Raw genomic sequence first — 14,449 nt, 5'->3', positions numbered from 1 at the left:
TCAAGGGGCCTCGAGCCCCTGGACCTCGACGGGCCCGGCGCGCTCCGTCTGTGTCCCGTCACCCAGCTGCCCGGCGGCGTTGGCGCCCCAGCACTGCACGCGCCCATCCCTCAGCACCGTGCACGTGCTCGTCACACCCGTGCCCAGGTCCACCACCTCGTTCGCCAGGCCCGACACGTCCACCGGCGCCGCGCGATGCACCCGCGTCCCGTCGCCGAGCTGCCCGGCCTCGTTCAGGCCCCAGCAGCGCACCCGTCCCTCGGCGCTCAGCGCGCAGGTGAAGCCCGTGCCCGCGCGCACCTGGCGCATGTCCGCCGTCAGCCCCACCGGGCGCACCGGCACCGTGCTGTCGAGCGCGGTGTCATCCCCCAGCGCTCCCGAGGCATTGAAGCCCCAGCACTCCACTGCCCCGTCGCCCACGCGCGCGCAGGTGTGTCCCTTGCCCGCCGTCAGCGCCCTCACGGGCAGGGCCAGGCTCCGCGCCCGGACGGGCGGCGACTTCAGTCCCACGCCCGCGAGCCCATCTCCCAGCTCGCCGTAGGCGTTGTCGCCCCAGCACCACGCCTCGCCCGCCGTGGTGGCCGCGCAGGTGTGGTACGCGCCCGCCGCGAGCACCGTGAGGTTCGCGGGCAGGCCCCGCACCTCGACGGGCGTGTAGCTCCGCTCGCTCACCTCCGACGCGCCCAATTGGAGTCGTGAGTTGTCGCCCCAGCACGTCACCTGTCCCCCCGCGTGCAGCGCGCAGGTGTGCGCTTCACCCGAGGCGACCGTCAGCACGTTGGAGCCCACGCCGCCGACATCCAGGGGCTCCAGCGACGACGACAGCGAGGCCTGACCCAGCTGCCCCGACGTGTTGTCTCCCCAGCAGCGCACGGTGCCGCCCTCCAGCACCGCGCAGGTGTGGTCCGCGCCCGCGGAGATACCGAGCACGCCGGTGGACAGGCCCTTCACCGCCACGGCGGAGGCCCGCAGCGCGCGTGTGCCGTCGCCCACCAGTCCCGTGCCGCCCCAGCACCGCACGCCGCCGCTCTCCAACAGCGCGCACGCGTGCTGCCGTCCCACCGTGACTTTTTCCGCCACGCCCCTCGGCTCGGAGTCCGGTTCCGGACACTCCTCGGTGTCCTCCTCGCACGCATCCGTCGGAGCGCTCCGGATGGGGTCCAGGCACGCGCCCGTCAGCGCGGTGAGGAGCAGCAGGATGGGCGCGACGCGGCGCTTCATGGAGCCTCCCTCCCGACGGCAGAACGAACGACTGGCGCCGCGGGCACGAGGCTTGCGCGGCGCCAGCTTGCTGGCCTGGATGTCCTCGCAGACGGACGGCGGGAAAATGCGTTACGGCTGCGGATGCACGTTGAGCGCGCTCCAGGGCGTGGTGCTCGTGTCCACCAGCACCAACCGGAAGGCCGCCTCGCTCCCCGTCGAGGGCGACAGCGCGCCCGCGGCCACCGCGAAGACGCCCCGGCCCAGGAACGCGCTGGTGTCCAACTGGAACCGCGCCACCGGCGAGCGGTCGGCGGAGTTGGCCGCCGCCACGCCCACCAGCAGCTGGGCGCCGGGCAGCTCCCGGCCCTCCACCGAGGTGGCCAGCCGGTAGGGGAGGTCATCGAAGGCGGCGCTGGCCGGGACGACGCCGTTCTCCACCGGTGACACGTCCACCACGGGCGCGTCCGGCGAGGCGTGCACCACGCGCAGCCGCAGGCTGTCGGTGTCGGGCGTGAAGCCCTCCGTGAAGGCGAGCAGCTCGAAGGTGGAGTCCGCCGGGTCGTCCGCCGCGGGGCTCAGGAAGCCGGAGGCGAGGACCAGGTAGCGCTCACCGGCGACCAGCGCGGGCGTGGGCCGGCTGGCGGCGGGGGCGCCCGAGGGGCGCGTGCTCCCGGAGGCGCTGGCGAAGAAGTCCAGGGTGTAGCTGCCCGGCGGCACCTGGATGGGCGCGGACAGCTCGCCGAAGTTCAGGTCATCCACCAGCTCCGCGTTGCCGACGAAGACGTCCACGGAGGGCGCGTCCGGCGAGGCGTGCAGCGCGTAGACGACGGGGTTCTGGCGGACCAGCCCGACGCCCGCGGCGAGCAGCCCGAAGCCCGCGGGCGCGTGCGCCTTCTCGGACAGCCTGCCCGTGGCGATGACGAACACCTCGCCGCGCGAGGGCAGGGCGGGCACGGTGAAGGACGTCACCTTCTGGTTGTCGGTCGTGCGCACGCCCACCTGGAGCGACTGTCCGGAGGGCAGCTCCACGCCCGCGGCCCCCGTGTCCTGGAAGCGCGCCAGGCTGGTGATTTCAGAGCTGCCGTCGTCGCCCACGTCCAGCGCGACGGTGGGCGCGTCCGCGCCCGCGTGGACGATTCGCACGCGCGCACGGCCCTCCGCGGGCGCGCCGAAGCCCTCGGTGAGGGGCAGCACGCGGAAGCCGCTCGCGCTGTCGGTGGCGGTGAGCAGGCCCGCAGCCACCGCGCTCACGCTCTGGTCCTTCGTCAGCGTCAGGGGACCGGTGGAATAGACGGGCGCGGACGTGGCCGCCGAGCCCGCCGCGCGCACTTGCACGTTGTACGTCCCCGTCGGCACCGTGGCGTAGGACGTGGTGTCGCCGTAACGCACGTTGGTGAACAGTGGCGTGGAGTTGCCCTCCGCGTAGATATCCACGGCGGGCGCGTCCGGCGACGCGTGCACGACGCGCAGCTTCGCCTGGGTGGACGGCGTCGGGTCGGGCGGCGTCTCGTCGTCGTCTCCGCAGCCGACGAGCGCGGACAGCGTGGCGGCCAGCGCCAGGGTGATGCCACGGCGATTCCAGGCGTTCCTCTTCATGTGCGCCTCCATTGAAGCGGCCTTCGGGCTCGGGGGAGCCAGGGCCTGTTCGTTGTTGGAGGGCCCTTACGAAATGAGGCGGTGGACCTGGTTGATGGGACGTGTCCGCGCGAGCGCTGCTACCGTGCCCGCCCCATGAACCCAGGCCTGATTCCCCTCGTCGTGTCCTTGCTCTGGACCCAGGCGCCCGCGCCCGCCGCGCCCCCCGCCGCCGCCCAGGGCGCCGCCGCGAAACCGTCGCAGGTGCCTGGAATCGCGCCGCTGCCCGGTCAGCCGAACGTGTGGGTGAGCAACGTGCCCCCGGTGCCGGACGCGCTGCGTCGCCGGATGGAGCAGTACCTGGAGTCCCGCACCGCGGCGCTCTCGGACGCCAGTGATGACGGCAAGCAGCTGCTCATCACCACGCGCTTCGCGGACACCAACCAGCTCCACGTGGTGGAGATGCCCATGGGCGCGCGCACGCAAATCACCTTCGCGAAGGAGCCCATCAACCGGGCCGTCTTCCAGCCGGGTGACGCGAACGTCGTCTACTACCTGCAGGACAAGGGCGGCGGTGAGTTCTTCCAGGTGTTCAAGCTGGACCGGCGCACGGGCCGCTCGGAGCTCCTGACGGATGGCAAGAGCCGCCACGAGGCGCTGCGCGTCTCCTCGGATGGCCGCTGGCTGGCGTACGCGGGCACGGGCCGCAACGGCAAGGACACGGACGTGTACGTGGCCCCCACGTCGGAGCCCACGAAGGCGCGCCGTCTCACGGAGCTGGAGGGCACGTACTCCCCGCAGGAGTTCTCGGCGGATGGCTCGAAGCTGCTGGTGCAGCGCTTCCGGGCCGCGGATGACTCGGACCTGTTCCTGGTGGACGTGGCGTCCGGGGAGCGCCGTCAGCTCACGCCCTCCGAGGGCAAGGGCAGCGTCGACGGCGCCACCTTCACCAAGGACGGCCAGGGTGTGTATCTGGTGACGGACCGCTACAGCGACTTCTCCGAGCTGTACCTGCTCGACACGCGCACCGCGCCCACGGCCGCGCCGCCGCCCTCGCTGACGAAGTCGGTGAAGTGGAGCGTGACGGACCTGGCGCTGTCCCCGGACGGGCGCAAGCTGGCGGTGGCCTTCAACGAGGACGGCTACACCACGGTGTCGCTGCTCGACACGCGCACGCGCGCCCTGTCCGCGCTGACGGTCCTGCCCAAGGGCGTGGGCGGCGGGCTGAAGTTCCCGCGCAAGCGCTCGGACGTGCTGGCGCTCTCGCTGGGCAGCGCGCGCAGCCCCATGGACGTGTGGACGGTGGACTTGAAGTCGCGCAAGCCGACGCGCTGGACGCGCTCGGAGGTGGGCGGTCTGGACACGGAAGCGTTCGTGGAGCCCACGCTCGTGCGCTACCCGTCCACCGACGGCGTGCAGGTGCCCGCGCTCCTCTACGTGCCCAGGAACACGGGCGGCAAGAAGGTGCCCGTCGTCGTCAGCTTCCACGGCGGACCGGAGGGACAGAGCCGGCCGATGTTCAGCAACTTCACCCAGTTCATCGCCAGCGAGCTGGGCATGGCGGTGCTGGTGCCCAACGTGCGCGGCTCGGACGGGTACGGCAAGGCGTACCGCGCGATGGATGACGGCGTGAAGCGCGAGCAGAGCCTGAAGGACATCGGCGCGACGCTGGACTTCATCGCCTCTCGGCCGGAGCTGGACGCCACGCGCGTGGGTGTCTCGGGCGGTTCGTACGGCGGCTACATGACGCTGGCGTCGGTGGCCTTCTATCCCGACCGCTTCAAGGCCGCGGTGGACGTGGTGGGCATCTCCTCGCTGCCCAGCTTCCTGGAGAACACGCAGGCGTACCGCAGGGACCTGCGGCGCGCGGAGTACGGCGACGAGCGCATCCCCGAGGTGCGCCGCGTGCAGGAGCGCATCTCCCCGCTGGGCTCGGTGGACAAGATTCGCGCGGCGCTCTTCGTGCAGCAGGGGGCCAATGACCCGCGCGTGCCGCAGTCGGAGGCGGAGCAGATCGTCCAGGCCGTGCGTCAGCGCGCGCCGGACGTCTGGTACATGCTGGCCACCGACGAGGGCCACGGCTTCCAGAAGAAGCCCACCCGCGACTACGCGCAGATGACGACGATGATGTTCTTCGAGAAGCACCTGGGCGCGCCCCAGGTGCCCGCGCAGAAGTAGGCGCCCCGGACACAGCGTGCGCCCCCGGGACATCCCGGTATGTCCCGGGCGGCCGCGCGTTCCCTGAAGGTTGTTCCACGGCGTTTCCTGACGAGGAGCTTCCCGATGATGCGTTCTCCGAGCCCGCTCCGGCGGGGTGTTCTGGCGCTGGCGGTGGTCCTGGGCGCGGGGGTGGCGGTGTCCGCGCCCAAGCAGGACGCCATCAACCTCCGGTTCGGTCTGCGGCAGGTCAACCTCACCATGCGGGCCGAGGACGTGACGGGTCAGCACTTCCAGATGAGCCGGAAGGACAAGGGCCTGCGGGGGAGGACCGCCGTGGGGCTGGTGGACGTGAAGTTCGAGGACGGCGCGGTGAAGGGCTCACTGGGCCCCGCGCTGGTGAACCTGAAGGTGAAGCGCGACGGCGACACGGTGGAGGCCGAGGGCGGCTTCGGCGGCCGGCCCGCCACCGTGAAGTTCACCAAGGACTCGTTGGAAATCTACATCCGGGACTGCACGCACCGGCTGAGCGCGCGCGAGGCGGGGCGCTCCTACTCGGGTCAGAGCAACTGCAGCGTGGGCGACTCCGGAGGGGAGGCGAGGCTCTGGCTGCCGGACGCGTTCCTCGAGGCCAGCCCCGAGGAGCAGGTGACGCTGCTGCTGCTGGCGGTTTGACGGTGTCCGCCCCCGGGCATCACGGACCGCCCCAGGGGTGGGGCGAGCGGGCGGCCGCCCCCGGAGAGTGTCAGGCCCCGGATGCAAATCCGGGGGAGTGGGGCTGTCGCGGTATGCGATGGGAAGAAGGACGTTTCAAGGAAGGTATTCCACGACGAGGAGCATTCCGATGAAGCGCTTTCTGAGCCCGCTGCGGCGGGGGGTATTGGCTCTGGCGGTGGTCCTGGGGGCGGGGGTGGCGGTATCCGCGCCGAAGCAGGACGCCATCAACCTGCGAATCGCCCGGCAGCAGTACAACCTGGTGATGACGTCCGATGAAGTCACCGGCCAGGACTTCCAGGTGACCCGCACCAAGGATGGGCTCCGGGGCCGGACGTACCTGGGCGTGGTGGACGTGAAGTTCAAGGACGGCGAGGTGAAGGGCTCGCTGGGCCCCGCCGCGGTGAACCTGAAGGTGAAGCGCGACGGCGACACGGTGGAGGCCGAGGGCGGCTTCGGCGGCCGGCCCGCCACCGTGAAGTTCACCAAGGACGAGCTGAAGATCTACATCCGGGACTGCACGTACCGGCTGAAGGCGCGCGAGCCGGGGCGCTCCTACGCGGGCCGCCGCAGCTGCGACTCCGTCACGGTGCCGGAGTCGGAGGTCTGGCTGCCGGATGAGTTCCTCGCCGCCAGCCCCGAGGAGAAGGCCGCCCTGCTGCTGCTGGCGCTGTGAGCCGCTGGCTCAGGGGCGGGTGCGTGGCAGCTCCACGCTGAAGGTGGAGCCCACGCCCAGCTCGCTCTTCACGGTGATGAGGCCCCCCATGGCCTCCACAATCTGGCGCGAAATCCACAGCCCCAGGCCGAAGCCGCCGTAGTTCCGCTCGGACACGGCGCGCTGGAAGCGGTGGAACAGCCGCGCCAGGTTCTCCTCGCTGATGCCGATGCCGCCGTCCTGCACCTCCACGCGCACCGACGCCGGGCCCACCGTCATCACCACGTGCACCGGGTTGCCGCGCCCGTACTTCACCGCGTTGCTCACCAGGTTCGTCAGCACCTGGTCGATTCTCAGCTTGTCCCAGAGCCCGAACGACTCTGGCGCGAGCGTCAGCTCCAGCCGCGTGCCCGTGCGCTCCAGCTCCGGCTCGAAGCGCTCCACCACCTCGCGCACCAGCGCCGACAAATCCAACGGCTCCGGGCTGAGCTCCAGCCGCCCCGCGCTGATGCGCGACACGTCCAGCAGGTCGTGGATGAGCTGCGTCTGGCGCTTCACCTGCCGGTCCACCACCTCCAGCGCCCGCCCCAGCCGCTCCGGTGTGAGGGCTGACGGCCCGCGCTTGAGCCCCGCCAGCAGGCTCTGCACCTGGAGCTGCAGCGCGCTGATGGGCGTCTTCAGCTCGTGGCTGGCGATGGAGAGGAACTCCTCGCGCAGGCGGATGGCGTGCCGGGCCTCGCGGTACAGCCGCGCGTTGTCGATGGCCAACGCCGAGCGCCGCGCCAGCTCCTGCGCCAGCGCCAGGTCCTGCGCGTCGTAGTCGCGCCGCGAGGTGACGAAGGACAGCGCCCCCAGCGTCTGCCCGCGCACCTGGAGCGGCACGCACAGCCACGCCCAGCAGCCCTCCCCACCGGGCGGGCGCACGCACTCGGGAGCGTCCGCGCTCAGCCCGGTGCGCAGCTCCGCCTCACCGGAGGCCACCACCCGCGCGACGACGGCGAGCCCCGGCGAGGGCTGCCCGTCCGACGCGCGGAAGCCCGCGTCCGCGTGCGCCGAGGCCACGCACCGCACCTGCCCGTCCTCGTCCGCCAGGAAGACGCCGCAGCAGTCCGCGTACGACGGCACCGCCAGGTGCGCCACGCGCTCCAGCGTCTCCTCCTGCTCCAGGCTGGTGGCCAGCACGCCGCCCGCCTCCGCCAGGAAGCGCTGCGCGCTCTCGCTGCGCTGCCGCTCGGTGACGTCCACCGCCATGCTCAGCACCTGCTCGGAGCCGCCGCTCGCCGGCTGCACCACCGCCGTCCACAGCGCCACCTGCAGGGGCGTGCCGTCCTTGCGCATGCGCTGCATCACCGCGCCGCCCAGCGACTCACCCCGGCCCGCGCGGGCCAGGTTGCGGCGGAACTCCTCCTGCTTGCCGGGCGGCACCACCGGCAGCACCTGCCCCATCGCCTCCTGGGCCGTCCACCCGAAGATGCGCTCCGCGGCCGGGTTCCACATCCGCACCGTGCCGTCCGCGTCCACCAGGATGATGGAGGCCGGCGAGGCCTGGATGATGGCCGCCAGCCGCTCGTTGACCTCGGCCAGCTGCGCGCGCGCCCGCTCCTCCTGCTCCAAGAGCCGCGCCCGCGCCAGCGCCTGTCCCGCGTGGTGGGCGAGCAGCTCCAGGAACGCGCGCTCGTCCGCGTCGAACACGCGCGGCGCGGAGAAGGCGAACAGGAGCGTGCCCAGCGCCCGACCCTCCACCGTCAATGGCAGACACGCCGACGCGGGGGAGGGCGCGCGGATGGCGTGGTGGCGCTTCTGGTCCACCTCCGGGTAGCGCGCCGTCAGCGCCTCGGGGGACTCCAGCCACACGGGCCGCCCCTCGCGCAGCGCCTCCGTCACCGGCCCCCGGCTCTCCAGCGGGAGCAGGCCGAACGCCTCCTGCACCGAGTCGGCGTCGTCATAGCCCGAGCACCTCAAGAGCCTGGCGTGCCCGTCCTCCTCCACCCACAGCCCGCCGCGCGTCGCGCCCACCGCCTCCACGCCCTGCTCGACGATGACCTCCGCCACGCGCGACGCCGACAGCACCTGGGACAGCTCCGCCGTCACCCGCTGCAGCCGCGCAAGCCGCCCCGCCGCCACCTCCGCCGCCTGCCGCGCCTGCTTCTCCGCCGCGTACGCGCGCGCCACGTCCAGCGCCATCGCGGCCCGGTCCGCCAGCTCCTGCAAGAGCAGTTGCTCCGCGGCCTCGACGGTGCGCTCGGGCGTGGGGGCCTTCCACACGGTGAGCGTGCCCAGCGCCTTCCCCCGGGCGCGCAGCGGCAGCACCATCCACCGCGTGAAGGGGAAGTCCTCCAGCAGCCCGTGCTGCTGCGGCGGCACCAGCTGACGCAGCTCCTCCGGGCTCGCGTCCGGCGCCCACTGCGCCTCGCCCGTGCGCAGCACCTCGCGCGAGGGGCCCTCGTCCGCGCGCAGCGCCGGAGGGCTGAGCGTCTGGAACAGGAGCCGGGCCTCGGGCGAGGCGGCGGCCGAGGCCATGGTGCGCAGCCACAGGCCATCCTCGGACAGCAGGCGCAGCGTGCACGCGGCGCCCAGGAAGGGCACCACCAGGGCGCACAGCCGCTCCATCACGGCGGGCGGCTCCAGGCTGGCGTCGGCCAGCACCCGCGACGCCTCCGCCAGCAGCGCCAGGCGCTCCTCCACCTCCGGGGCATGCGCCCCGAACTGTCGTGCGTCCGCGTACCGGGATACCGCCATCGTCATCGCGCCCCCGCGAGGTGGCATGGGAGCACGTGAAAGCAGGCAGGGGCATGTCCCCCGTGGCCCCCCGGCCTTCCTTCATGGCCAATCAACATACGCCCCCCTCTGACTGTTCGTTCCGGACGCCTGCTCCGTCGCGAACCGACGGAAGGAGCCGGCCTGGGGCTACCTGCTCGCACATGGGCGCACCTGGACGTTGGAATCCACGGGGCCCGTCTCCGGGTGGGTTGCTACTCATGTGGGTTCGGCTAAAGGGGGGCGCGTGAAAGCCACCACCACCGGAGTACCGGGCGGCGAGGAGATTCGGGAAGGCCCCGATACCTTCAAGCGCACGGCGCTCCTGGCCCTCGGGGCCCTGGGCATCGTCTATGGCGACATCGGGACGAGCCCGCTCTACGCGCTGCGCGAGTGCTTCACCGGCCCGCACGGCATCCACCCCACGCCGGAGAACGTCCTCGGGGTGCTGTCGCTCATCTTCTGGTCCCTGCTCATCATCGTCTCGGTGAAGTACCTCATCTTCGTGATGCGGGCGGACAACCGGGGCGAGGGCGGCATCCTGGCGCTGATGGCGCTGGTGATGCAGCGGCAGAAGGGACAGACCCACCTGAACCGCCCGGTGCTCATCACCCTGGGCATCTTCGGCGCGGCGCTCCTCTACGGCGACGGCCTCATCACCCCGGCCATCACGGTGCTCAGCGCGGTGGAGGGCCTGAGCGTGGCCACCCCCGTGTTCGAGCCCTTCGTCGTGCCCATCACCCTGGCCATCCTCTTCGTCGTCTTCATGGTCCAGCGCCACGGCACGGCGGGCATCGGCGCGGTGTTCGGCCCGGTGATGTGCGTGTGGTTCTTCACGCTCGCGGCGCTGGGCGTGAAGGAGCTGGTGCACAACCCCGCGGTGCTGGGCGCGCTGTCCCCCGTGCACGGGGTGATGCTCTTAGTCCACAACGGCTGGCACGGCTTCCTGGTCATGGGCGGCGTGTTCCTCGTCGTGACGGGCTGCGAGGCGCTCTACGCGGACATGGGCCACTTCGGCTGGAAGCCCATCCGCTGGGCGTGGTTCGGCGCGGTGCTGCCGGCCCTGATGCTCAACTACCTGGGCCAGGGCGCGCTGCTCTTGCGCGACGCGAGCGCGGCGCGCAATCCGTTCTACCTGCTGGCCCCCTCGTGGATGCTCTATCCGCTGGTGCTCCTGTCGGCGGTGGCGGGTGTCATCGCCTCCCAGGCGCTCATCTCCGGCGCCTTCTCGCTGACGCGCCAGGCGATGCAACTGGGCTACAGCCCGCGCATGGAGGTGGTGCACACCTCCGCCGAGGAGATGGGCCAGATTTATCTGCCGGGCATCAACTGGGCGCTGATGGTGGGCGTCTTCACGCTGGTGCTGACGTTCCGCTCCTCGAGCGCGCTGGCGTCCGCGTACGGCATCGCCGTGTCCACGACGATGCTCATCACCTCCGTCATGGCCTACGTCGTCGCCCGCGAGCGCTGGGGCGTCAGCCGCGCGCTGGCCCTGCCCGTGGCGGGCGTGTTCCTCACGGTGGAGCTGGCCTTCTTCAGCGCCAACGCGATGAAGGTGGCGGACGGCGGCTGGTTCCCGCTGCTGCTGGCCGTCGTCATCTTCACCCTGATGACCACGTGGAAGCGCGGCCGCGACATCCTCGCCGCCAAGCTGCGCGCCGCGAGCATCCCCCTGAAGGAGCTGCTCGGCAGCTTCGGCGACCACCCGCCCGTGCGCGTGCCGGGCACCGCCATCTTCATGACGGGCAACGCCGAGGGCACGCCCCCCGCGCTGCTGCACAACCTCAAGCACAACAAGGTGCTGCACGAGCAGGTGGTGCTCCTGACGATGCAGACCCAGGACGTGCCCCACGTCCCCGCCGAGGAGCGCGTGGAGGTGGAGCCCCTGGAGCAGGGCTTCGTCCGCGTGGTGGCCACCTACGGCTTCACCGAGAACCCCAGCATCCCCGACGTGCTCAAGCGCTGCCGGGAGAAGGGGCTCCAGTTCCAGCTCATGGGCACCAGCTTCTTCCTGGGCCGCGAGACGCTGATTCCCTCCAAGAAGCCCGGCATGGCCATGTGGCGCGAGGCGCTCTTCTCCTGGATGAGCCGCAACGCCCGCAGCGCCACCGCCTACTTCCGGATTCCGCCCAACCGCGTGGTGGAGCTGGGAAGCCAGGTCGAGCTGTAGCCGTCATGCGGTAACCCCGGCCCGAGGCTGGCCCCGGGGCGCGCCCTCCACCCGCGCGCCCCGGTGTGGTCCCTCCCGCCCGGTGGAAAACCCCCGATGAAATCCCCCCGAAATTCCGCCCCGATGCGGGAGTCTCCTGTCCGGTTGCGTCCGGCCACGTGAAACCCGCGTGGCGGCGTCCCTGGAATCCGCGTTTACGTTCCCGGAATCACCGCCAGGGCTGTAATCCTCCGCCGTTGGCATCACTTCCGCTTGGGGGTCAGAAAAGACGCGCTGCGTCTGGGCACCCAGTGACGGTGTAACTCTCCGGAAACACGGGCCGGCTCGCTCCGATAATGGGGTGCTGCTCACCCCAGTCAGCGCGTTGACGCTACGCGTTGGGTGTGGGTGTGGGGGGCTCTTCGGCGCACTCCTGGTGCAGTGAAACGGTGATTTCTTCCTTCCACGGTAGAAAATTACCGCTCACCAGCAACATTCGGCACGCTGTGGCGAGAATATTTTCATCAGGCAGAAATAATCCTGTACTGACGGAAGGCAGCTCGTTTACAGTGCTTTCAGGTGTCGCGCAGAACCCCGTGTCCGAACTGAGGTCATCCCCCATGCTCGACGTCGCCCCCGCCTCGCTCCTCTCCTCCGCTCTCTCCTCCGGCGCCCCCTCCGCGACGCCGTGGAACGACGTCCCGCAGCGCGACTGGTCGAACCTGGCCCCGCACACGGTGCTGAGCGCGCAGGAGCTGTACCCGCGCATCTGCGTGCGTGATCCGTACTTCGCGCTGAAGGACGTGACGGTGATGGGCAAGGGCGAGGTGGTGGCGCGCATCCCGGTGCAGCAGGACCCGGACGCGGAGGCGGGGCTCATCGGCATCGCGGAGGCGGGCCGTCACCTGGCCATCCTGGGCTCGTGCGCGTCCGCGCTGGTGGCGCCCAAGGACGGGCAGCACTTCTACCTGGCGTGCGGCGCGCGCGGCGAGTGGCTGCGCCGCGAGCCGATGGCGCGCTCCACGGACCTGCTCTGGGGCCTGGCGCAGGCCAGCCTCACTGGCAAGCGCACCGCCACCGCGCGCACGCTGCTGTCCGCGCCGGACGGCACCCCGGTGTTCCGCCTGGAGGTGGACTACAACGTGCTGTCCGCCGCCGCCTTCACCCGCCTGTTCGGCGAGGCGCGCCAGGACATGCGCCGCGAGCCGCGCCGCGACGACGGCATCCAGCGCACCCCCGAGGAGTGGGCCCGCCTGCGCTCCAACCCGTACGGCAAGGCGCTGGCCCTGCGCGACTGGCGCCCGGACGATGAGAGCCTCACCGCGTCCCTGGGCCCCGTCACCCCGGAGATGTGCAAGGGCCACTTCGCCCTGCACCCGGTGATGCCCGTGGCGATTGTGGCGAGCGGCATGACCCGCGTGGCGACGACGCTCCTGCGCAAGCTCGAGGGCGCGCCGTGGGCGCGGGTGCTGGCCAAGGACGTGCGCCTGAAGGCGGACAGCCTGGCGTACGCGGGCCAGACGGTGGTGTTCGGTGCGCACCGCCGCTCGCGCGATGGCGCCAACCACGTCTTCTCCTGCCAGGCCTCGGTGGGTGAGCGCGTGGTGGCGGAGCTGGACGTCACCTACGAGCGCGTGGAGTAGTCACTCCCAGGTGATGTCGTAGTCGACGCGGTCGATGCCCTGCGGATGGGCCTTCGCCGTGCCCTTCAATCCCAACACCTTCAATGCGCCGGTGAGGATGCCCTCGTGGTACGCGGGGGGCAGCATGTCCCGACGCACGCGCAGGGTGCCGGACTTGGGCCCCGTGGTGACGTACTCGCGGGTGCCGTACGTGACGGCCGCGCTGTAGCCCATCTGCGCCCCGGAGAAGAGCTTCTGCGGGTCTCCTCGGGAGATGATGCCGAAGATGAGCATCCCCGGCCCCGTGGAGTAGCGCGTGACGTTGGACTCACCACACGCGTGGTACACGGCCTCCTCGGAGCCCAGCGGCTCCTCGAGCGCGTCCGCCGCCAGGTACAGCAGGTTCAGGAACTCCTGCACGGGGTAGGTGCGCAGGTCCGAGTAGTCCTTGGCCAGCGCCCCCACGCGCACCTGCTCCATCGCGGCCAGTCCGGCACGCTGTTGGACCAGGCTGAACACCGCCTTGAAGAACAGCCCTCGCACCGCGTCGCCGGGCTGCGTGGCCGCCAGTCGCGCGGCGAGCTCCGACTTGTTGGACGGCATCTCTCCACTCCTGCCTCGGTGACCGGCCCTGGGTGTATGGACGATGAGCGGTGGAGCTTATCCTCACGCCTCGTCGAGCAGCACGGGCGAGAAGCCCGCCGCATCACATGACGCCAGCACGTAGCGCACGCCGGCCCGCTCGCCGGTGAAGCCCGCGGGGATGCCCGTCGAGTGCAGGTGGCCGTACACGCACACCTTCGGCTTGAACGCCTCGATGGGGTCGCTGAACGCGGTGGCCTTCTCGTTGGCGTACAGCGGCGGGAAGTGCACGGCGGCCACGCGCACCAGCGGCGTGGGACTGGCCGCCTCCTTCTTCTTCGCGTCCTCGATGGACGTCGCGAGCCTGCGCGTCTCGCGCTCCACGTAGCCCTGGTCGATGGGCTCGTCGCCCATCTCTCCGCCCGGCATCGGCGGGGCCTCGGGCGCCGTCCACAGCCGCGTGCCGGCAATCACCCACGGCCCCATCACCGCCGCGCTGTTGTGGAGGAACGCCTCCAGCGTCTTGAACGGCTCGAGCAGCTTGCGCAGCTTCGACGCCGAGTCGCCCCACCAGTAGTCGTGGTTGCCGCGCACCAGGAGCTTGCGCCCCGGCCGCTCGTCCAGCCACTTCAGGTCGTCCATCACCTCGTGAGGCCGCGTCGCCCAGGAGATGTCCCCCGCGACGATGACGATGTCCTCCGGCCGCACCTTCTCGTCCCACGCGCGCTGCAGGGGCCGCGGGTGCTCCATCCACCCGAAGCGCTCCATGTCCTTGTTCCGCGTGGAGGGCAGGTGCGTGTCGCCGATACCGAAAAGCCGCATGGCCCCCTCATAGCGGATGATTCGACCTCCCGCGCCTGGAACCCGGCCCGCCACCGAGGCCGCCTCCCACCTGGCCGGACGAGGCCCCATCCGGCCCCGTGGGAAAAGACGAGGGACATCAGAAAATGAGTAAAACGTGTTTACATGACCCCTGTCCCGAAACACGCCACTGCGACACCGGCGGCCATTCCGGACGCGCCGGGTGGGTAGCCC

10 protein-coding genes are annotated in these 14,449 nt (G+C 71.3%); 5 read left to right on the top strand and 5 right to left on the bottom strand.

What is annotated here, in order from left to right:
• Both OWM54_RS19225 and OWM54_RS19220 read right to left on the bottom strand, forming a co-directional pair.
• The gene (locus OWM54_RS19225; protein WP_223751445.1) at positions 1-1,221 is read right to left on the bottom strand and encodes an RCC1 domain-containing protein; all 1,221 of its coding nucleotides are present in this window, start codon (positions 1,219-1,221) and stop codon (positions 1-3) included.
• Positions 1,222-1,332: 111 nt separating this feature from the next.
• Positions 1,333-2,799 carry a DUF4397 domain-containing protein gene (locus OWM54_RS19220; protein ID WP_267698426.1) on the bottom strand — a complete coding sequence of 489 codons (1,467 nt, stop codon included), beginning with the start codon at positions 2,797-2,799 and terminating at the stop codon, positions 1,333-1,335.
• A gap of 135 nt (positions 2,800-2,934) precedes the next feature.
• Between OWM54_RS19220 and OWM54_RS19215 the strand changes: the two genes are divergently transcribed.
• The 3 genes from OWM54_RS19215 (at position 2,935) to OWM54_RS19205 (ending at position 6,325) form a co-directional block, all read left to right on the top strand.
• Positions 2,935-4,956, top strand: coding sequence for a S9 family peptidase (locus OWM54_RS19215; RefSeq protein WP_267698425.1), 2,022 nt, complete (start codon positions 2,935-2,937; stop codon positions 4,954-4,956).
• A gap of 105 nt (positions 4,957-5,061) precedes the next feature.
• On the top strand, positions 5,062-5,610 hold the full coding sequence (locus OWM54_RS19210; RefSeq protein WP_267698424.1) for a hypothetical protein: 549 nt from the start codon (positions 5,062-5,064) through the stop codon (positions 5,608-5,610).
• A 169-nt stretch (positions 5,611-5,779) separates the two neighbouring features.
• A complete protein-coding gene (locus OWM54_RS19205) occupies positions 5,780-6,325 on the top strand; it encodes a hypothetical protein (RefSeq protein ID WP_141324180.1) in 546 nt (181 codons plus the stop codon).
• Between the two features lie 9 nt (positions 6,326-6,334).
• Here OWM54_RS19205 and OWM54_RS19200 read toward each other — a convergent pair whose 3' ends face one another.
• Positions 6,335-9,049, bottom strand: coding sequence for a GAF domain-containing protein (locus tag OWM54_RS19200; RefSeq protein WP_267698423.1), 2,715 nt, complete (start codon positions 9,047-9,049; stop codon positions 6,335-6,337).
• Between the two features lie 235 nt (positions 9,050-9,284).
• On the opposite strand from OWM54_RS19200, the gene OWM54_RS19195 reads away from it, so the two are divergent.
• Together OWM54_RS19195 and OWM54_RS19190 are read left to right on the top strand one after the other, a co-directional pair.
• Complete coding sequence (locus OWM54_RS19195; protein ID WP_420715336.1) at positions 9,285-11,231, top strand: potassium transporter Kup; 1,947 nt, start codon at positions 9,285-9,287, stop codon at positions 11,229-11,231.
• Between the two features lie 599 nt (positions 11,232-11,830).
• Positions 11,831-12,853 (top strand): hypothetical protein, encoded by a 1,023-nt coding sequence (locus OWM54_RS19190; RefSeq protein ID WP_223751439.1) that lies wholly within the window; start codon positions 11,831-11,833, stop codon positions 12,851-12,853.
• On the opposite strand, the gene OWM54_RS19185 is transcribed toward OWM54_RS19190, so the two are convergent.
• Both OWM54_RS19185 and OWM54_RS19180 read right to left on the bottom strand, forming a co-directional pair.
• Positions 12,854-13,435 (bottom strand): TIGR02265 family protein, encoded by a 582-nt coding sequence (locus tag OWM54_RS19185; protein ID WP_223782206.1) that lies wholly within the window; start codon positions 13,433-13,435, stop codon positions 12,854-12,856.
• Between the two features lie 63 nt (positions 13,436-13,498).
• Entirely contained in the window at positions 13,499-14,236 is a 738-nt protein-coding gene (locus OWM54_RS19180) for a metallophosphoesterase (protein ID WP_141324175.1), read from the bottom strand.
• Positions 14,237-14,449 lie beyond the last annotated feature (213 nt).

This window comes from Myxococcus sp. MISCRS1, from assembly GCF_026626605.1.
Taxonomy (GTDB): Bacteria; Myxococcota; Myxococcia; order Myxococcales; family Myxococcaceae; genus Myxococcus; species Myxococcus fulvus.
Note: the sequence above shows the minus strand (reverse complement) of the source record. Positions and strands in the feature narration are given on the sequence as shown.

Bases quoted from the DNA above. Each gene is read 5' to 3' on its own strand.
- OWM54_RS19225 (WP_223751445.1), bottom strand. From the start codon at position 1,221: ATGAAGCGCCGCGTCGCGCCCATCCTGCTGCTCCTCACCGCGCTGACG.
- OWM54_RS19220 (WP_267698426.1), bottom strand. From the start codon at position 2,799: ATGAAGAGGAACGCCTGGAATCGCCGTGGCATCACCCTGGCGCTGGCC.
- OWM54_RS19215 (WP_267698425.1), top strand. From the start codon at position 2,935: ATGAACCCAGGCCTGATTCCCCTCGTCGTGTCCTTGCTCTGGACCCAG.
- OWM54_RS19210 (WP_267698424.1), top strand. From the start codon at position 5,062: ATGATGCGTTCTCCGAGCCCGCTCCGGCGGGGTGTTCTGGCGCTGGCG.
- OWM54_RS19205 (WP_141324180.1), top strand. From the start codon at position 5,780: ATGAAGCGCTTTCTGAGCCCGCTGCGGCGGGGGGTATTGGCTCTGGCG.
- OWM54_RS19200 (WP_267698423.1), bottom strand. From the start codon at position 9,049: ATGACGATGGCGGTATCCCGGTACGCGGACGCACGACAGTTCGGGGCG.
- OWM54_RS19190 (WP_223751439.1), top strand. From the start codon at position 11,831: ATGCTCGACGTCGCCCCCGCCTCGCTCCTCTCCTCCGCTCTCTCCTCC.
- OWM54_RS19185 (WP_223782206.1), bottom strand. From the start codon at position 13,435: ATGCCGTCCAACAAGTCGGAGCTCGCCGCGCGACTGGCGGCCACGCAG.
- OWM54_RS19180 (WP_141324175.1), bottom strand. From the start codon at position 14,236: ATGCGGCTTTTCGGTATCGGCGACACGCACCTGCCCTCCACGCGGAAC.